At 64.7% G+C, this 19,122-nt stretch carries 16 protein-coding genes; 14 read left to right on the top strand and 2 right to left on the bottom strand.

Annotated elements, in window-relative coordinates; genetic code table 11:
* Positions 1-34 precede the first annotated feature (34 nt).
* Together pflA and pflB are read right to left on the bottom strand one after the other, a co-directional pair.
* On the bottom strand, positions 35-859 hold the full coding sequence (gene pflA / locus DX923_RS05355) for a pyruvate formate-lyase-activating protein (protein ID WP_116113223.1): 825 nt from the start codon (positions 857-859) through the stop codon (positions 35-37).
* Position 860: 1 nt separating this feature from the next.
* On the bottom strand, positions 861-3,149 hold the full coding sequence (pflB, locus tag DX923_RS05360) for a formate C-acetyltransferase (RefSeq protein WP_162873099.1): 2,289 nt from the start codon (positions 3,147-3,149) through the stop codon (positions 861-863).
* Positions 3,150-3,664: 515 nt separating this feature from the next.
* Between pflB and DX923_RS05365 the strand changes: the two genes are divergently transcribed.
* From DX923_RS05365 to gmk, 14 genes are all read left to right on the top strand, one after another.
* Complete coding sequence (locus DX923_RS05365; protein WP_116113225.1) at positions 3,665-4,585, top strand: ABC transporter ATP-binding protein; 921 nt, start codon at positions 3,665-3,667, stop codon at positions 4,583-4,585.
* Positions 4,582-5,370 (top strand): ABC transporter permease, encoded by a 789-nt coding sequence (locus DX923_RS05370; protein WP_116113227.1) that lies wholly within the window; start codon positions 4,582-4,584, stop codon positions 5,368-5,370. Before DX923_RS05365 ends, DX923_RS05370 begins: the two co-directional genes overlap by 4 nt.
* A 225-nt stretch (positions 5,371-5,595) precedes the next feature.
* Complete coding sequence (locus DX923_RS05375) at positions 5,596-7,245, top strand: methyl-accepting chemotaxis protein (protein WP_116113228.1); 1,650 nt, start codon at positions 5,596-5,598, stop codon at positions 7,243-7,245.
* Between the two features lie 136 nt (positions 7,246-7,381).
* Positions 7,382-8,008: a bifunctional pyr operon transcriptional regulator/uracil phosphoribosyltransferase PyrR gene (gene pyrR / locus DX923_RS05380; RefSeq protein WP_116113230.1), complete on the top strand. Its 627-nt coding sequence runs from the start codon at positions 7,382-7,384 to the stop codon at positions 8,006-8,008.
* On the top strand, positions 8,008-8,946 hold the full coding sequence (locus tag DX923_RS05385; RefSeq protein WP_116113232.1) for an aspartate carbamoyltransferase catalytic subunit: 939 nt from the start codon (positions 8,008-8,010) through the stop codon (positions 8,944-8,946). Before pyrR ends, DX923_RS05385 begins: the two co-directional genes overlap by 1 nt.
* Positions 8,943-10,232: a dihydroorotase gene (locus DX923_RS05390; RefSeq protein ID WP_116113233.1), complete on the top strand. Its 1,290-nt coding sequence runs from the start codon at positions 8,943-8,945 to the stop codon at positions 10,230-10,232. The genes DX923_RS05385 and DX923_RS05390 overlap by 4 nt, the downstream gene beginning before the upstream one ends.
* Positions 10,229-11,473, top strand: a complete 1,245-nt coding sequence (carA, locus tag DX923_RS05395) for a glutamine-hydrolyzing carbamoyl-phosphate synthase small subunit (protein ID WP_116113235.1) — start codon at positions 10,229-10,231, stop codon at positions 11,471-11,473. Before DX923_RS05390 ends, carA begins: the two co-directional genes overlap by 4 nt.
* The gene (carB, locus tag DX923_RS05400) at positions 11,473-14,826 is read left to right on the top strand and encodes a carbamoyl-phosphate synthase large subunit (protein WP_116113237.1); all 3,354 of its coding nucleotides are present in this window, start codon (positions 11,473-11,475) and stop codon (positions 14,824-14,826) included. The genes carA and carB overlap by 1 nt, the downstream gene beginning before the upstream one ends.
* On the top strand, positions 14,819-15,718 hold the full coding sequence (locus DX923_RS05405; RefSeq protein ID WP_116113239.1) for a dihydroorotate dehydrogenase electron transfer subunit: 900 nt from the start codon (positions 14,819-14,821) through the stop codon (positions 15,716-15,718). The genes carB and DX923_RS05405 overlap by 8 nt, the downstream gene beginning before the upstream one ends.
* The gene (locus DX923_RS05410) at positions 15,718-16,683 is read left to right on the top strand and encodes a dihydroorotate dehydrogenase (protein WP_116113241.1); all 966 of its coding nucleotides are present in this window, start codon (positions 15,718-15,720) and stop codon (positions 16,681-16,683) included. Before DX923_RS05405 ends, DX923_RS05410 begins: the two co-directional genes overlap by 1 nt.
* The gene (gene pyrF / locus DX923_RS05415) at positions 16,680-17,645 is read left to right on the top strand and encodes an orotidine-5'-phosphate decarboxylase (protein ID WP_116113243.1); all 966 of its coding nucleotides are present in this window, start codon (positions 16,680-16,682) and stop codon (positions 17,643-17,645) included. Before DX923_RS05410 ends, pyrF begins: the two co-directional genes overlap by 4 nt.
* Positions 17,645-17,992, top strand: coding sequence for a chorismate mutase (locus DX923_RS05420; protein WP_162872794.1), 348 nt, complete (start codon positions 17,645-17,647; stop codon positions 17,990-17,992). Before pyrF ends, DX923_RS05420 begins: the two co-directional genes overlap by 1 nt.
* Positions 17,993-18,206: 214 nt before the next feature.
* A complete protein-coding gene (gene mihF, locus DX923_RS05425) occupies positions 18,207-18,524 on the top strand; it encodes an integration host factor, actinobacterial type (RefSeq protein WP_006502433.1) in 318 nt (105 codons plus the stop codon).
* A 3-nt stretch (positions 18,525-18,527) separates the two neighbouring features.
* Positions 18,528-19,118, top strand: a complete 591-nt coding sequence (gene gmk / locus DX923_RS05430) for a guanylate kinase (protein ID WP_116113244.1) — start codon at positions 18,528-18,530, stop codon at positions 19,116-19,118.
* Positions 19,119-19,122 lie beyond the last annotated feature (4 nt).

Here is a 19,122-nt window from a genome sequence, read left to right on the forward strand (position 1 = left end):
GTGGAGCACCTCACACCGGGGAGTGAACCGACGCTCAGTAGACCGTGAGCCCCCGCGAAGCGAAGACCGCACGGGCTCGAGCGACCTCGTCTACCGAAGGGGCTTTCGTCCCTTCCAGCTGGTAGGTCATGCCCAGCCGCTGCCACTTGTCCCGTCCCATCTGATGGAAGGGCAGGACCTCGACACGTTGCACGCTGCCCCAGGTCGCCACATGATCGGCGACCGCTTCGATATTCTCCGGGGCGTCGGTGAGCCCCGGGACCAGTACGAAACGGATCCAGATGGGGGTCTCCCGTTGAGCCAGACGTTCACCGAAGGCCAAGGTCGGGGCCAGGTCTCGCCCTGTCACCGACCGGTAGGTCTCGGGCAGCCCGGATTTGACGTCGAGGAGGACCAGATCGACGTCGTCGAGCAGAGCGTCGCTCGCCCGCGCGCCCAGGAAACCGGAGGTGTCGATGGCCGTGTGGATCCCGATCTCCTTGGCACCCCGCAGGATCCGGGCCAGGAAGGCCGGCTGCTGCAACGGTTCGCCGCCGGAGACGGTGATCCCACCGCCGGTGCGGGCGAAGACGCCCCGGTACCGCTTGATCCGGGCCAGGACGTCCAGGACATCCGTGGGATCTCCATCCCGGGCGCGCATCGTGTCCGGATTGTGGCAGTACAGGCAACGTAGCGGGCAGCCGGACAGGAACAAGGTCATCCGGGTTCCCGGTCCGTCGACCGCGGTCACCAGCTCCCAGGAATGCACCGAGCCGAGCCGCCCGTCGCGCACATCCGCCAGGCGGCGTGCGTCGTCGGGCGACTCGACAGCGGCAGGAGCTACTGCAGTCCCGCCGAGGGTGAGGCTGCAGACGCCCAACTCAGGCCCGCTCGTGGAAGGTGCGGGAGATGACGTCGAGCTGCTGTTCGCGGGTCAACCGGACGAAGTTCACCGCGTACCCGGACACCCGGATCGTGAGCTGCGGGTACTTCTCCGGGTTCTCCATCGCGTCGTACAGGGTGTCGCGGTTCAACACGTTGATGTTGACGTGGTAGCCCTCAGCCCCCATATAGGAGTCGAGGATGCCGACCAGGTTGGTGACCTGCTCCTCCTTGGTACGGCCCAACCCGGAGGGGACCACCGTGTTCGTCAACGAGATGCCGTCCTGGGACTCGGCGTAAGGCAGCTTCGCCACCGAGAGCGCCGAGGCCAGCATGCCGTGGGTGTCGCGCCCGTTCATCGGGTTCGCACCCGGAGCGAAGGGCTGTCCCGCCCGGCGTCCGCAGGGGGTGTTGCCGGTGTGCTTGCCGTAGACGACGTTACTGGTGATGGTGAGCACCGACTGGGTGTGCAGGCTGTTGCGGTACGTCGGCAGCTTGCGGATCTTCGCCATGAAGCTCTCGACGAGTTCGGAGGCGATCGAGTCGACCTTGTCGTCGTCGTTGCCGAAGGTCGGGAACTCGCCCTCGACGGTGTAGTCGACGACCAGTCCGGTCTCGTCACGGACCGGACGAACCTTGGCGTACTTGATCGCCGACAGCGAGTCGGTGGCCACCGACAGGCCGGCGATACCGCAGGCCATGGTGCGCAGGATCTCCCGGTCGTGCAGCGCCATCTCAATGCGCTCGTAGGCGTACTTGTCGTGCATGTAGTGGATGCAGTTCAGGGCGTCCACGTAGGTCTGGGCGAGCCAGTCGAGCAAGGTGTCGTACTTCGCCCGGACGTCGTCGTAGTCGAGGAACTCGCCTTCCGCAACGGGGGAGACCGGCGCGACCTGCTTGCCGGAGATCTCGTCGCGCCCACCGTTGATCGCGTACAGCAAGGCCTTGGCGAGGTTGACCCGGGCACCGAAGAACTGCATCTGCTTGCCGATGGCCATGGCGGACACGCAGCAGGCGATACCTGCGTCGTCGCCCCAGTGCCCGCGGATGTGGTGGTCTGACTCGTACTGGATGGCAGAGGTGTCGATGGACACCTGGGCGCAGAAGTCCTTGAACCCCTGGGGAAGGTCCTCGGACCAGAACACGGTGATATTCGGTTCCGGGGCCGGACCCAGGTTGTAGAGGGTCTGCAGCATGCGGAAGCTGTTCTTGGTGACGAGGGTACGGCCGTCCTCACCCATCCCACCGATGGACTCGGTCACCCACGTCGGGTCGCCCGAGAAGAGTGCGTCGTACTCGGGGGTGCGCAGGAAACGCACGATACGCAGCTTGATGACGAAGTCGTCCATCAGCTCCTGAGCGCGTTCCTCGGTGATGACGCCGTTGCACAGGTCCCGCTCGATGAAGACGTCGAGGAAGCTGGTGGTGCGACCCAGGCTCATAGCGGCGCCGTTCTGTTCCTTCACCGCCGCCAGGTAGGCGAAGTACAGCCACTGGATCGCCTCGTGGGCGCTCCCGGCCGGGCCGGAGATGTCGTAGCCGTAGGAGGCCGCCATCTCCTTGAGCTCGCCCAGTGCGCGGATCTGCTCGGAGAGCTCTTCGCGGTCCCGGATGACGTCCTCGGTGGACCGCAGCGCGTCGAGCTCGTCACGTTCGTTCTTCTTGCCCTCGATGAGAGCGTCCACGCCGTAGAGCGCGACCCGGCGGTAGTCGCCGATGATGCGGCCACGGCCGTAGGCGTCGGGCAGGCCGGTCACGATGTGTGCCGAGCGGGCGGCGCGGACATCGGCGGTGTACGCGTCGAAGACGCCGGCGTTGTGGGTCTTGCGGTACTTGGTGAAGATCGTCCGCAGGTTGTCGTCGACGGGGTAGCCGTAGGTCTTGAGGGCGCCCTCGACCATCCGCCATCCGCCGTTCGGCATGATGGCACGCTTCAGCGGAGCGTCGGTCTGCAGGCCGACGACGAGTTCGTCGTCCTTGTTGATGTACCCCGGTTCGTGAGAGGTGATGGTGGACGGCGTCGTGGCGTCGATGTCGTAGACACCACGCTCACGCTCCTCGGGGAACATCGCGGCGAGACGTTCCCACATCTGCGTCGTCCGCGTGGTGGCCTCGGCCAGGAAGGAGGAGTCTCCTTCGTAGGGGGTGTAGTTGCGCTGGAGGAAGTCGCGGACGTCAACGTGGTCACACCATCGGCCCTGCTCAAAATCGCGCCAGGCGACGTCGGCTGACGAGGGCTTGGAGATGGGAAGTCCGTTGCTCGGACAGCCTTGGGGGGCGTCGGTCATCGACACGGGCGTGCACTCCTCCATGATCTGGGCACGCAAGAGACGACGCGGCGTGGAGCCGCGGTGCTCCCTGCGTGTACCGCTGGAACGGTGCATCGGGCGTGCGGAGAATTCCGCTCCGATGTGTTCGCGACGTCCTTGTCGCGCACCGTTGCCCCCTCGGTGGGGCCGAATGATATTGCTGGATTAAGACTAACGCGCGGCTTTTGCTCAGAAAAACCGGCCTCAGTTTCACGATGACCCCTGTTGGCCAGGGGTTTTCGTGACAAAAATACTCCTCTACCGGATCGGGACCTTGGTCATGGATCTGGGTGGAAGGCGTATTTCGAGGAATCGGTGAACCTTTGATCATCTTCTTGTGAAGACACACTACGGAAGCCTTTTCCGGCCCGATCGTCGCCCCCTCGACCAACACTTTCGGAGGGGCGAGCGACGCGTGGAAATCCACCTAAAGTTTTAGAGGCTCCGTCTCTCGAACGATTGTGCAGGGCAGCCCACCCCGGCAGGGTGGAAGCATGATCGAGGTAGAACATCTGACCAAGCACTATCGAGGCGTCCGCGCCGTCGACGACATCTCCTTCGTGGTGCATCCTGGACGTGTCGTCGGCTTCCTCGGCCCGAACGGTGCAGGAAAGTCCACCGCGATGCGATGCATGACCGGGCTGACCCACCCCACCTCCGGCAGCGTGCGCATCCTGGGCCGCAACTATCCGAGTCTGCCGAATCCTGGACGGTATGTCGGGGCTCTCCTGGACGCCTCCGCCCAACACCCCGGACGGACTGGACGTGAGGTCCTGAGCCTGGGCGCCCAGATGATCGGGGCCCCCAAGGGCAGGGTCGCCGAGATCCTCGCCACGGTCGGCCTCACCGACAAGGAAGCCAACCGAAGGGTGGGCGGATACTCCCTCGGTATGCGCCAGCGACTGGGCATCGCCCATGCTCTGCTCGGTGAACCTCGCGTGCTGATCCTCGACGAGCCCGCCAACGGGCTCGACCCCGGCGGTATTCGATGGATGCGTGACCTGCTGCGCAACTTCGCCGATCAGGGAGGCGCCGTCCTCCTGTCCAGCCACCTGCTCAAAGAGGTCGAGCATGTCGCTGATGACATCGTCATGATCGGGAAGGGCAAGATCGTCGCCCAAGGCTCGAAGGCTGAGCTGCTCGCTGCGAAAGACGGTAAACACCGTGTCCAGGTGCAGGCGGCCGACGCCGATGGAACCGCTGTTCTCGGTGCGGCTCTGCGCGACCGTGGCATTGAAATCATCGCATTCGAAAACGACCTGTTCACCGTCAATGCTGAGGCTGCGGCTCTCGGGCGGATCGCACTGGACGCACGTGTAGCGTTGAGCCAGCTGAGCGATTCCCAGCCGGAAGACCTGGAAGACATGTTCCTCGCGCTGACCGCCGAAACCGCCCGAGAAGGAAAAGCAGCATGAGCGCGCCAGCCGTCGGTACCACAGCACATCTCGACCTGGCCGGGGCCAAAGGAATCCCCTTCTGGCGGCTACTCGCCGTGGAGATGCGGAAAGCAGTCGACACCCGAGCCACCCGGTGGCTCCTGGTGGCCATGCTCGGGCTGAGTGCAGCCATCATGGTGGGCATGGCCTTGAAGGCCCCCGATGAATTTCGGAAATTTTCCACCCTCTGGAAAATGGGGATGCAGATAGTAGCTCTACTCCTGCCGGTCGTGGGTATCCTCGCCACGACATCGGAATGGAAACATCGGAGTGCGCTGACGACCTTCGCGCTCGAACCCCGGCGAATCAGAGTCTTCTTGGCCAAGATGTTCGTGGTTCTCGGGCTCGCCCTGGCCGCAACATTGCTGGGATTGGTGATGGCTGCATTGGCGACGGTGATCGCAGGCACGGCAGCCACGGACAAGACCGGCCTCTGGACGTTCGAAACCAAGTCGATCGCGCTCTACACCGTCTTCATGCTTATCAACGTCCTGGTCGGCTTCGCTCTTGGCATGTTGCTGAGCAACAGCGCCATCGCCATCACGGTTTACTACATCGCTCCGGTGGTCACCCCCTTGATCGCGCTCTGGGACAAAGCGAAGCCGGTCATGGACTGGGTGAGCCAGACTGCATTGGCGACGCCTTTTCAGATGGACACAGCCACGAACGAACAATGGCAACAGAGCGCCGTAGCGGCGCTGGTCTGGATTGTGACTCCCCTGATCATCGGTGGGTGGCTCGGCTATCGACGTGAAGTGAAATAAACAGGAGAGCAGTTCCTGCCCGATCATGCCCGGCGGCGCTTCCTCGACCGAGGAAGCGCCGTTGCTGCTCTCCGCCCAAGGTCACCTCGCTCCAAGCGAGAAGAAAACATGCGGGCGTCAAAACTCGGCAGGTCATCTCCTTCAACTTCAGCTGTATGTCGCCGAATAGGCCGGAACCATGGCCTCTTTCATCGTGTCTGTCGGCACGATGCCTGACGTTGGAGCATGCCGATGCGCGCCACAGCAGCACTCAATCCGGACCAGACCCAAAGACGTCAGCGAGGCTTCGGACGCGGAATGAAATTACGCGGACAGATCCTCGCGGTGCTTGCAGTGATGGCTATAGCAACACTCGCCATCACCCTGGCCAGCATCGTCTCCTTCGGGAAGATGGCCGATGCCTCTGCGAAACAGGCGTCCATCGAAGACCTGAAGAGCCCCCTGACCACGATCCAACATCGGCAGGTCTACAACCGGATGATGTTCGACTGGGTCGCTCTGGAGCAGACACAGAAAGGAAAGGACGACACCCTCGCCGTGGTGAAGAAGACCGACGGACAGATCGCCGACGCCGTTGCCCAGATCCGCAACAAAGGAGGAGACAAGATCATGCCCTCCTTCGACTCGTTCGTCGCCACCTATGGCGAATGGCAGAAGAACCGTGACAGCGTCCTGACCCCTCTGGCCTACGGCAAGAACTGGGAGCTGTACATGACGACCTCCTTCAGCTCTGAACCGAACGGGAACGTCGGGATCATCCGCCGGTACGAACCACAGTTGTACGCCGCGGAGAAAGAACTGGCCGAATACTCTAAGCGGCTGTCCGCCGAAGCTGACAGCACCCGTACCGGAGCCGTGACCCTGGTCGTCGCTGTCTTGATCGGCGCACTCGGAGTTACCGCAGTACTGGCCGCTGTCGTCCTGCGACGCATCAGCAGCAATGTGGACTCCGTCCGGTCCGGTCTGGCAGCACTCGCCGAAGGTGACCTGAGCCGACCAACCGTCGTCGACTCGTCCGATGAGATCGGCGAGATGGCCAAGGACCTGGAGCGGGCCAGGCTCAACCTGCACGCGGTCGTGGAGGACGCCTCTCAAACCGCAGGTTATGTAGCACAAGCCTCCGCTGAACTGGCGTCCTCGGCGCAGACTGCGAGGCAGGAGGCCGTCACCGTGTCCACAGAGGTTGGCGTCACCTCGTCCAAGGCCTCAGAGGTCAACTCGAACATCCAGACTGTCGCTGCGGGGACGGAGGAGATGACGGCCTCGATCCGGGAGATCGCGAAGAATGCTCAGGATGCCGCAGGAGTGGCGGCATCGGCGGTGAGCGTGGCCGACCGGACGAATGCCACGGTGGCGAAGCTGGGCGATTCGAGTGTGGAGATCGGGAATGTCGTCAAGGTGATCACGTCGATCGCGGAGCAGACGAATCTGTTGGCGTTGAATGCCACCATTGAAGCGGCCAGGGCGGGGGAAGCCGGGAAGGGCTTCGCCGTGGTGGCGAACGAGGTGAAGGATCTCGCGCAGGAGACGGCGAAGGCGACGGAGGACATCGGGCATCGGGTGGAACAGATCCAGGTGGACACCGAGGCGGCGGTGGCAGCGATCAGTGAGATCTCGGCGATCATCTCGCAGATCAATGACACCCAGGCCACGATCGCCTCGGCCGTGGAGGAGCAGACCGCCACCACCAACGAGATGGGCCGGAATGTCGCTGAAGCGGCGGCTGGGGCAGGAGATATCGCTCGTGGTGTCGACACCGCCGCCACCGCAGCGAACTCCGCTGGACAATCGATGGAGGACGTCGGCGCAGGAATCGGCGATCTCGCCGAACGTGCACTCCAGTTGAGGGAGAAGGTCAGCACCTTCCGACTCTGACAAACCGCGCGAACGTGACCTAACACCTGCGTAAAACAGTGCAAAGTGGTCGGATCGCGCTTCGGCCGCTACGCTCGGTAAGCGTTCGACATCCTTTAACCACCGTCCTGTGAGGCGGGGAAGGAGGTCTGGCGCCATGGTGCGTCCTGACTCGGCACGATCCCACCCCGAGCAGGCTGGAAGAACACCAGCCCCGGGAACATCCACCGATTCCATTGCCCCCCCGGACGTCAAGGCCGTCCTGGGCGAGGCAGACATCTCCCGAGCACTGCGGCGTATGGCCCACGAAGTGCTCGAACGCAACAAAGGTGGCGACGATCTCATCGTCCTGGGCATCCGGACCCGGGGGATGCCCTTGGCTGCGCGACTCGCCCGCCTGATGAGCGAGGTCGAAGGCTACGAGATCCCCGTCGGCAATCTCGACGTCACCCTCTACCGGGACGACCTGCGACGGCACCCCACCCGACGGGTCGAGTCCACCGATATCCCAGAACGGGGGATCGACGACGCCGTCGTCGTCCTGGTCGACGACGTGCTCTATTCAGGGCGGACCATCCGTGCTGCGCTGGACGCCCTGAACGACATCGGCCGTCCTCGAGCTGTCCGGTTGGCCGTGCTCGTCGACCGTGGACATCGTGAGCTGCCCATCCGTGCCGACCACGTCGGCAAGAACCTGCCCACATCCAGCAGCGAACGGGTCGACGTGCTGCTGTCCGAAGCAGACGGGCTCGACGAGGTCCGCATCACCGGAGGTGACCGCTGATGAGGCTGCCACACTTCCTGTCCACCGACGGGCTCACCCGCGACCAGATCACCCAGCTTCTCGACACTGCCGAGGAAATGGAGAAAGTACGTCGTCGCGAGGTCAAGAAGATCCCTGCCTTGCGTGGAGTCACCGTCGTCAACGCCTTCTTCGAGGACTCGACCCGTACGAAGAACTCCTTCGACCTGGCCGCCAAGTCCTTGTCCGCCGACACGATGACCTTCTCCGGCAAGGGCTCCTCGACCTCCAAAGGCGAATCACTACGGGATACCGTGCTCACCATCGCCGCGATGGGCGTCGACGGTTTCGTCATCCGCCATTCAGCTTCAGGCGCGCCAAAACTCGCCATGGACTGGACCGGCTTGCCTGTGGTCAACGCCGGTGACGGCACCCACGAGCACCCCACCCAGGCGCTCCTGGACGCCTACGCGATGCGCCAAAGGCTGGGCGACCTGAACGGACGCCATGTCGCCATCGTCGGTGACCTGCTGCACAGCAGGGTGGTCCGTTCGAACATCTTCTGTCTGCGGACCCTCGGTGCCCACGTCACCCTGGTGGCGCCACCGACGTTGATGCCTCCGGGCATCGAGGAGCGAGCAGCTGCCGAAGGGTTCGCGATCACCTACGACCTCGACTCGGTGGTCGGCGACGTCGACGCCGTCATGATGCTGCGCGTCCAACGCGAACGGATGAGCGGAGGATTCTTCCCCACAGAGGCTGAGTACACGGCTCTGTTCGGGCTGACCCGACGGCGGATGGAACGACTCGGCAAGAACGCCGTCATCTGTCATCCCGGCCCGATGAACCGAGGTCTGGAGATCTCACCCGAGGCCGCCGATGCGGCGAACTCGCTGATCCTGGACCAGGTCGCTGCCGGTGTGTACACCCGGATGGCCGTGCTGTTCCATGTCTTTTCCGGGGAAGGGAGCGCGGCATGAGTCTGCTCGTCAAAGGTGCGGACCTGCTCGGCCAAGGACGCGGAGACATCCTCGTCCGTGACGGAAGGATCGACGAGATCGGCCCGGACGTCGACGCTCCCGCCGGAGCGGAGGTCATCGACGCCGACGGACTGATCGCCTTGCCCGGTCTCGTGGACATACACACCCACCTGCGCGAACCAGGACGGGAAGACGCCGAAACCATCGAATCCGGCTCGAAGGCTGCAGCCCGAGGTGGCTACGTCGCGGTGATGGCGATGGCCAACACCGAGCCGGTGACCGACACCGCGATCCTCGCCGAGTGGGTCTGGGAGCATGGCCGCCGCAGCGCCTACACCGATGTGCACCCCGTCGGAGCGGTCACCAAAGGGCTGCGGGGAGAAGAGCTGGCCGAGTTGGGGCTGATGCACCGCAGCCGCGCCGGGGTATCGATGTTCTCCGACGACGGCCGATGCGTCCACGACCCTCAGGTCATGCGACGGGCGCTGGAATACGTGAAGGCCTTCGGCGGCGTCATCGCCCAGCACGCCCAGGATCCCCGGCTCGCTCCACACACCGCCTGCTGTCATGAGGGGCCTGTCTCGGGACGGCTCGGCCTGCCAGGCTGGCCTGCGGTCGCCGAGGAGACGATCATCGCTCGTGACGTGATGCTTGCACGTCAGGCCGGATCACGGTTGCACGTCTGTCACCTGTCGACCGCAGGCAGCGTCGAGATCGTTCGATGGGCCAAGTCCCAGGGCATCCAGGTCACTGCCGAGGCGACGCCTCACCACCTTCTGCTCACCACCGAGCTGCTCGAGGGCTACGACCCGGTCTACAAGGTCAATCCGCCGCTGCGCCCCAGCGAGGACGTCGAAGCCGTGCGTGCGGGCTTGGCCGACGGCACCATCGACGCTGTCGCCACCGATCACGCGCCCCACGCTCGCAATGACAAGGAACACGACTTCCAGGTCGCGGCCTTCGGGATGCTCGGGTTGGAGACTGCGCTGTCGGTGGTGACCGAGGTCATGGTGAGACCCGGGTTGATGGCCTGGCACGATGTGGCCAGATCGATGTCGGGCAGACCGGCACAGATCGCGGGACTGACCGATCACGGCCGCCCGTTGGCAGCAGGTGAGCCGGCCAACATCACCCTCGTCGATCCGGAAGCCACCGTGGTGATCGACCGGGAAGACAGCTCATCCATCTCCCGTAACAACCCCTACCACGGACGCACCCTGCACGGCCGGGTGATGACGACTCTGCTCCGCGGCGTCCCGACCCTGTTGGAGGGCCGACTGCAATGACGACGACCGCTACACGGTCGCCCCGTACTCCGGCTGTCCTCGTTCTCGAGGACGGCCGGGTGTTCACCGGGCGGGCCTATGGAGCCGAGGGCACCGCTGTGGGCGAGATCGTCTTCTCCACCGGGATGACCGGCTACCAGGAGACACTCACCGACCCCAGTTATCACCGGCAGATCGTGGCCATGACCGCGCCCCACGTCGGTAACACCGGAGTGAACGACGAGGACGCGGAGTCCAGCCGGATCTGGGTGGCCGGATTCGTCATCCGCGACCCTGCTCCGCGTCCCAGCAACTGGCGCAGCCAGCGTGACCTGGAAGACGAATTGCGAGCAGCCGGAGTCGTCGGTCTGTGCGAGGTCGACACCAGGGCGATCACCCGGCACATCCGGGAAGCCGGAGCGATGAGGGCCGGGATCTTCTCCGGGGAAGAAGCCCACGCCAGCCACAGAGATCTGCTCAGCCGGGTGTTGGCCGCACCGGCCATGTCCGGTGCCAGGCTCGCCGAAGAGGTCAGCACGGACATCGGGTACATCGTCCCTGCGATCGGCGAGCGCCGCGCTGTGGTTGCCGCCATCGACCTCGGACTGAAGTCGATGACCCCGCACCGGATGGCTGAACGCGGCATCGAAGTGCATGTCCTGTCAGCCGAATCGACCTACGAGGACCTCTGCGCCGTCACCGGCGTCACCGAAGGACCCCGTGCCCGAGGAGGGGGACCGGACGGTGTCTTCCTGTCCAATGGCCCCGGCGACCCAGCCACCGCGGACAGCCAGATCGCCCTGCTGCAGGAAGTGCTGGACGCCCGTATCCCCTACTTCGGGATCTGTTTCGGCAACCAGCTGCTCGGCCGTGCCCTGGGTTTCGGGACCTACAAACTCAGATACGGACATCGAGGCATCAACCAGCCGGTCCTGGACCGGTCCACCGGCCGGGTCGAGATCACTGCGCAGAACCATGGATTTGCCGTCGACGCACCACTCGACAGTGTGGTGCAGGCCCCGAACGATACTGAGGGGCACACCTCCTACGGGCGGGTCGAGGTCTCCCATGTCTCGTTGAACGACCGCGTGGTCGAGGGCCTGAAGTGCCTCGACATCCCCGCTTTCTCCGTGCAGTACCACCCGGAAGCCGCAGCCGGCCCCCACGACTCGGCCTACCTCTTCGACCGCTTCCTCGACCTCATGCTCGACGCCGCAGGACCGTCGGCATCCCCCGAATCTGCCCACGGAGGCCAGTACTGATGCCGAAACGGACAGATATCAGCAGTGTGCTCGTCATCGGTTCGGGGCCGATCGTGATCGGACAGGCCGCCGAGTTCGACTACTCGGGCACTCAGGCCTGTCGGGTCCTGCGTCAAGAGGGTCTGCGAGTCATCCTGGTCAATTCGAATCCGGCGACGATCATGACCGACCCGGAGATCGCCGATGCGACCTATGTCGAGCCGATCACTCCCGAAGTCCTCGAAACGATCATTGCCACCGAACGGCCAGATGCCGTCCTGGCCACTCTTGGGGGGCAGACCGCCCTCAATGCAGCGATGGCACTGCACGACGAGGGAGTGTTGGAACGTTACGGATGCCCGCTCATCGGCGCGAATGTCGAAGCGATCCGGCTCGGCGAAGACCGTGAAGCCTTCAAAGGCGTCGTCGAACGCTGTGGCGCCCAGAGCTGTCGAAGTGTCATCTGCCACTCCATGGACGACGTATGGGCAGCGGCGGAGGACCTGGGATATCCCCTGGTGGTCCGTCCGAGCTTCACCATGGGTGGGCTCGGCTCGGGATTCGCCTACACCCCTGAGGACCTGGCCCGGATCGCCGGTGCGGGGCTACACGACAGCCCGACCACCGAGGTGCTCCTCGAAGAATCGATCCTGGGCTGGAAGGAATACGAACTCGAGGTCATGCGCGACCACGCCGACAACGTGGTCGTCGTCTGCTCCATCGAGAACCTCGACCCATGTGGGGTGCACACCGGCGACTCGATCACCGTCGCCCCGGCGATGACTCTCACCGACCGCGAATACCAGCGTCTGCGGGACATCGGTATCGCCGTCATCCGGGAGGTCGGTGTCGACACGGGTGGATGCAACATCCAGTTCGCGGTGAACCCGGTCGACGGCCGGGTGATCGTCATCGAGATGAATCCGCGGGTCTCCCGTTCCTCGGCGCTGGCGTCCAAGGCCACCGGTTTCCCGATCGCGAAGATCGCCGCCCGGATGGCCATCGGCTACACCCTCGACGAGGTTCCCAACGACATCACCGAGAAGACCCCGGCGAGTTTTGAACCGACGCTCGACTATGTCGTGGTGAAGGTGCCCCGTTTCGCCTTCGAGAAGTTCCCTGCCGCTGATTCCACGCTGACGACGACGATGAAATCTGTCGGCGAGGCGATGTCCATCGGCCGTAATTTCACCGAAGCACTCCAGAAAGCCCTTCGTTCCACCGAGCGCAAAGGCGACGGTTTCCACTGGCGAGGACCACGGCCCACCCGGGAGGAAGCTCTGTCGTCGCTGGAGAACGCACGGAGGCCCACCGACGGTCGGATCACCGCGATCCAGCAGGCGCTACGTGGAGGCTGCACCGTCGAAGAGGTCCACGAAGCCACCGGTGTCGACCCGTGGTTCCTCGACCAGATCTGCCTGCTCAACGCAGTCGCCGGGGAGATCCGTGAGTCCGGACGCAGCGTCCGCCATCTGGAGGCAGACAGCCTGCGGCAGGCCAAATGGCACGGTTTCTCCGACGCACAGATCGGCGAGATCATCGGGGTGAACGAGGCCGTTGTCCGCGGTGTCCGTCAGGCTTTGGACATCCGACCGGTGTACAAGACGGTGGACACCTGTGCCGCGGAATTCGCGGCCAGGACGCCTTATCACTACTCGACCTACGACCAGGAGACCGAGGTGGCCCCGCGAGAGCGGCCGGCCGTGCTGATCCTCGGTTCCGGACCGAACCGGATCGGGCAGGGGATCGAATTCGACTATTCCTGCGTCCATGCCAGCTTCGCGCTGCAGGACGCCGGTTACGACACGGTGATGGTCAACTGCAACCCCGAGACCGTCTCCACGGACTACGACACCAGCTCGCGGCTCTACTTCGAGCCCCTCACCCTCGAGGACGTCCTGGAGGTCTACGAGGCAGAGAAAGCTGCAGGCCCGATCGCCGGGGTGATCGTCCAACTCGGCGGTCAGACTCCGCTCGGTCTCGCCCAGGCCTTGAAAGACGAAGGACTGCCCATCGTGGGCACTGCGCCAGAAGCGATCGACCTCGCCGAGGACCGAGGCCACTTCGGCCGGGTCCTTGCTGAGGCAGGGCTGCCCGCACCCCGGCACGGCATCGCCTTCTCCTCGGAAGAAGCCGCCGCCATCGCCGGTGACATCGGATATCCGGTATTGGTCCGTCCCTCGTACGTCCTGGGCGGGCGGGGCATGGAGATCGTGTACGACGACACCACCCTGCGGGCCTATGTCGATCGAGCCACGGAGGCGTCGCCCGAGCACCCGGTCCTCATCGACCGTTTCCTCGACGACGCCATCGAGATCGATGTCGATGTGCTCTACGACGGACAAGAGATCTTCGTCGGCGGGATCATGGAACACATCGAGGAAGCCGGCATCCACTCCGGGGACTCCGCCTGTGTGCTCCCACCGGTGACTCTCGGGCCTCGCGAATTGCGTCGAGTCCGCGAATCGAGCTTGGCGCTTGCCCGAGGACTGGAAGTCCGTGGTCTGATGAACGTGCAGTTCGCGCTCGCTCAGGACGTCCTCTACGTCTTGGAGGCCAATCCCCGCGCCTCCCGGACGGTCCCTTTCGTGGCGAAGGCCACGGGGGTTCCTCTGGCCAAGGCCGCCGCCCGGGTCATGATGGGCTCCTCGGTGGCCGAGCTACGGGTGGAGGGCCTGCTCCCCGCGGTCGGTGACGGCGGAACGATGCCGGTCGATGCCCCGGTCTGCGTCAAAGAGGCGATCCTTCCGTTCAAGCGTTTCCGTACGGCTGAGGGACGGGTCGTCGACTCGGTGCTCGGTCCGGAGATGCGTTCCACCGGAGAAGTGATGGGGATCGATGCGACCTTCGGCGCTGCCTTCGCCAAGACACAGATGGGTGCACTTGCCGGCCTGCCGTGCTCGGGGCGGATCTTCGTATCGATCGCGAACCGGCACAAACGAGGCATGATCTTCCCGTTGAAACGGCTCGCCGACCTCGGCTTCGAGCTGTTGTCCACTCACGGGACGGCCGATGTGCTGCGTCGCAACGGCGTGTACGCGAGGGTCGTCCGTAAACACAGCGAAGGGCCCGGGCCGGATGGCGAGCCCACCGTCGTGCAGATGATCGAGGCCGGGGACATCGACATGGTCGTCAACACCCCTGAAGGCAGCGACGCACGCAGGGACGGTTATGCGATCCGGACGGCGGCAACGAGCATGGACCGGCCGATCATCACCACGATTCAGCAGCTGGGGGCAGCTGTTCACGGGATCGAGTCTGCCCTGGAGCATCCGGTGCGGGTACGTTCTTTGCAGGAACATGCCGAAGCGCTCGACCTCGCAGCAGGGGCGGCGCAGGCCTTGCCGATGCGAGGAGGTGTCCTCGGTGTCTGAACGGGCGACGGCCGATGCGGTGAGCCCGGCGCAGGTGACCGCAACCCTTGTAGAAGCGACCTGGGTCGGGGCCTATCGGAGGATGGCCTTCGAAGTGGACTGGATCGCCGATGTGGCGGCACCCGGACATTTCGTGTCGGTGACGGTAGGCGGAGAGCTCAGCGGGGCGCTGCTGCGTAGGTCCTTCTCGTTGAGCGAGGTCGTCCCGGCAACAGAGGGCCGGCGGGGCCGGGTCGAGCTGGTGGTGGCGCCACATGGCAAGGGGTCACGTTGGTTGACCGCTCTCGACGTGGGCGGCTGCGTCGACATGGTGGGCCCCTCCGGACGGCCCTTCCCCCTGCCGGCGGAACCGGTCTCCTGTGTGCTGGTGGGGGGCGGGTACGGAAGCGCCCCCTTGTTCTGGCTCGGCCGGTCCTTGCGTTCCCGAGGGTGCCAGGTAGCCATGGTCTTAGGCGCTGCGGACGAGAAACGCTTGTACGGCGTGGAGCTGGCTGCCGAGTGCGCCGACCCGGTGTTGGTCACGACGAACGACGGCAGCGCCGGGGTGCCTGGATGGGTCTCCGATGTCCTGCCGGGATTGATCGACGACGTAGGAGCAGGACAGGTCTACGCTTGCGGGCCGATGCCCATGTTGCAGTCGGTGACCCGGATCGCCGAGGCACATGGCGCCACGGCGCAGGTGACGGTGGAGGAAGCCATGGCCTGCGGCATCGGGGTCTGTATGACCTGTGTGCTGCCGGTCGAGGGCCTGGATGGGCGTACGCGCATGGTGCGTGCCTGTACGGAGGGTCCGACCTTCCGGGGCGATCTGGTCCGCTGGGACTCTTTCGAGGACGGCCGATGCCGGGTGCCCTCCGACGCCGTGGGAGCGCCCGGGGCAGGTGGTCACTGATGCCGCAGGTGCGTTTGGACGTGGACCTCGGCGGACGGATGAAGCTGCCGAACCCGGTGATGACGGCCTCGGGATGCGCGGCGAATGGTCGCGAGTTGGCGCATTTCTTCGACCTGGGAGACCTCGGCGCGTTCACCACGAAGACGGTGATGGGCGCGCCGAGGTCGGGCCGGGGAACTCCTCGGATGGCGGAGACCGCCGGAGGGATGCTGAACTCGATCGGTCTCCAGGGGCCGGGGATCGAGGCCTTCGTGGAGGAGGACTTGCCTTGGCTTGCCTCCGTCGGAGCCCGGGTACTGGTTTCCATCGCTGGCGGCGATGTCGAAGAGTTCGCCTCGGTAGCGAGAACGCTCTCCGGGAGCGAGGCTTTCGACTGCTGTGTCGGGGTGGAGATCAACATCTCCTGCCCGAATGTGGCCAATCGAGGCCTGGTGTTCTCCTGCGATCCGGTCTCGACCGCTGAGGTCGTGCGCGCTGTGCGCGAGCACGTTCCTGCGGAGGTGCCGACTTTGGCCAAGCTCAGCCCGGATGTGACTGACATGGTGCCGATCGCCGGTGCCGCATTGGCTGCTGGTGCTGACGGGCTCACGATGATCAACACGATCCTGGGGATGGAGATCGACCTCGACCGGTTACGCCCCACGCTGGGCGGTGTCACCGGCGGGCTTTCCGGACCTGCGATTCATCCGGTGGCCGTGCGCGCAGTCTTCCAGGTGAGGGCAGCGATGCGTGCAGGGCGGATCGCTGCGGCACCGGTCATCGGCGTGGGTGGTGTCGCCTCCGGAGCGGATGCCTTGCGACTCATCGCGGCAGGTGCGGATGCGGTGCAGGTCGGAACCGCGGTCTTCCACGATCCACAGGCTCCGGTTCGGGTTGTTCAGGAATTGGGCTGCTTGATCGCGGACAAAGGGTTCGCGTCTGTGGCTGAGGTGGTCGGGATCGCACACGAACGGATGGCGACATGAACAACGAAGGGCAGCGCGAGCCTGTCGGACCGGAGGACAGCGTGGGCGAGGAGTGCGACCTGCTTCGCACGAGCGACCCTGGCTGCTCGTTCGGAGCTCGACTCCACACTGCGGTGGGTCGGTGCGGCCCGTTGTGCGTGGGGATCGATCCTCATCCGGCGTTGTTGGCGCAATGGGGATTGCTGGACGATCCTGCAGGTCTGAGGCATTTCGCGATGACTTGTGTGGAGGCCTTTTCTGGCGTTGTGGCCTGTGTGAAACCGCAGTCGGCCTTCTTCGAAAGACACGGGTCAGCGGGGATCGCTGTTCTCGAGGAGGTGCTGGCGGGGCTGCGTGATGGAGACACCCTGAGCATCCTGGATGTCAAGCGCGGGGATATCGGCTCCACCATGGCCGGATATGCCGAGGCCTATCTGGGAGAGGGCCCTTTGGCCGCTGACGCGATCACCGTGAGTCCTTATCTGGGGTATGGCTCCTTGCGGCCGGCTCTGGACATGGCTAGAGCCGGGGGCCGGGGGGTCTTCGTCCTCGCGTTGACCTCGAACCCGGAAGGGCCAGCTGTGCAGCACGCCCGGGTCTGGGGGATGCAGGCGGCTGGTTCGGGTTCGGCCTCTGCGACCTCGGTCGCCGGCAACATCGTCTCCGGTGCCGCCGCGGACAATGCTGCAGCCGGCCTGCAGGGTGTGTGGGGGCATGTGGGGTTGGTGGTCGGGGCAACGGTCGGGGAAGCGGTGCAGGAGTTGGGTGTGGACCTGGCTGCTGCGAATGCCCCCATCCTGGCTCCCGGGGTCGGCGCTCAGGGTGCGGATGCAGACGATCTACGGCAGGTGTTCGGGGCGGCTCTGGGGCATGTTCTGCCCTCGAGCAGCCGTGAGATTCTGTCGGCTGGTCCGCAGATCGAGACACTTCGGGAACGCGCCCAGCTTTCTGCGGGGCATTTGGCGCACGTATTGGAGCTGTGATGACAGGTCAGGAAACGGGGGCAACTGCCCCTGATCAGAGCGATCCACGGGGGGTCTCGGCGATGGCTGAACTCGCCGAGATTCGTGGAAGCATCGACAATATCGACGCGGCCCTGGTGCATTTGCTCGCGGAGCGTTTCAAATGTACTCAACGGGTGGGTCGGCTTAAGGCCGAACATGGCCTCCCACCTGCGGATCCTGACCGTGAAACGGCTCAGATCGCAAGGTTGCGAGGGCTGGCCGTCGAATCGCGTCTGGACCCGGCCTTCGCGGAGAAGTTCCTGGCGTTCATCATCGATGAGGTCATTCATCATCATCAAGCGATAGCGGCCCGCCGGGAGCAGTGAGGCAGACCCCTCGTGGACCGACGCGGAAGGCTGTTACGCCGGGGTAATTGGCAGGGTGAGTCCCGTTGCACCTGACCGGTGCTTTCGCTAGGTTCAACCCTGGGCTTCGCGAGAAAGCACCGGTGACAAGCATGTACGACTGTCTGGGTCGTGCGCCTGTATTCGGTCTCGCGGCCCGTGACAGACAATCGGCAGCTTCTTCGAGGAGAGACCCGTGGCCCTACCCCAGCTGACCCCCGAGCAGCGCGCGGAAGCGCTCGAGAAGGCCGCAGCCGCGCGGCGTGAGCGGGCTGCGGTCAAGAACAGGCTGAAGAACTCGCAGGGATCTCTCGCTGACGTCGTGAAGGAAGGCAAGACCAACGACGTCATCGGCAAGATGAAGGTTTCTTCTCTTCTGGAGTCCATGCCCGGCGTCGGCCGGGTCCGGGCTCGTCAGATCATGGAGGAGATCGGTATCTCCGAGACCCGCCGGGTGCGTGGTCTGGGCGCGAATCAGATCGCTGCTCTGCTCGAGCGCTTCAAGCAGGGCTGAGCCCTGAGCACCGAGCCCGGCCGGGTCGCTGCGACCCGGCCCGGCTCGCTCCGGCCCGCTGTCCTTGCCGGCCCTACGGCAGTGGGCAAGGGCACCGTCTCGGCCTGGGTGCGTGAGTATCATCCCGAGGTGTGGATGTCCGTGTCGGTGACGACGCGCCGTCCGCGCCCCGGGGAGGTCGAGGGTCGGCATTACTACTTTGTGAGCGATGAGCGTTTTGACGAGATGATCGCCGGTGGTGAGCTGCTGGAGTGGGCCGTAGTCCATAATCTGGCCCGTTACGGCACACCTCGTGCTCCTGTGGAAGGCGCGCTGGCTCAAGGGCGCCCGGTGTTGTTGGAGATCGATCTCCAAGGTGCCAGGCAGGTCCGTCGGTCGCTGCCGGAAGCTCTTTTCGTCTTTCTTGCTCCGCCCAGCTGGGAGGAGTTGGTGCAACGTCTGTTGGGGCGGGGCACCGAGACCGAGGTCGAACGAGAAGCACGTCTGGCCACGGCCCGTGTGGAATTGGAAGCGGCCAGTGAGTTCGACGTCGTCGTGGTGAACGATGACGTACGGCGCGCGGCCGAAGAACTCGTACACTTGATGAAGCCCTGACGTC

Origin of the sequence: Austwickia chelonae, assembly GCF_003391095.1 — a bacterium.
Lineage (GTDB): Bacteria > Actinomycetota > Actinomycetes > Actinomycetales > Dermatophilaceae > Austwickia > Austwickia chelonae_A.